The following is a 283-nucleotide window of genomic DNA, read 5'->3' as shown; positions in this document are numbered from 1 at the left end:
GGGGGAGTGGGTCAAGGGGCCGGAGCTGGATGCCGGTTACTGGTTCGGCAACCTGCGCCGGACGGTGGAGTTCGAGTCCGCGACCCGCACGCTCCTCGACCAGGGCTTCGGCGTGTTCGTGGAGTGCAGTCCGCATCCGGTGCTGACGGTGGGCGTCCAGGAGACGGTCGAGGACGCGGGCCGGGAGGCGGCCGTCCTCGGGTCGCTGCGGCGTGGTGAGGGTGGCCTGGAGCGGTTGCGGTTGTCGTTGGCCGAGGCGTGGGTGCGGGGTGTGGAGGTGGAC

General features: G+C 71.7%; 1 protein-coding gene. It reads left to right on the top strand.

What is annotated here, in order from left to right; genetic code table 11:
- Positions 1–283, top strand: a 283-nt coding sequence (locus tag IF43_RS37615; protein WP_037891774.1) for an acyltransferase domain-containing protein, incomplete at both ends; no start/stop codon positions are given.

The sequence above is a fragment of the Streptomyces sp. NRRL S-87 genome, from assembly GCF_000719335.1.
GTDB lineage: Bacteria > Actinomycetota > Actinomycetes > Streptomycetales > Streptomycetaceae > Streptomyces.
This window is presented reverse-complemented; position numbering and strand designations above follow the sequence as displayed.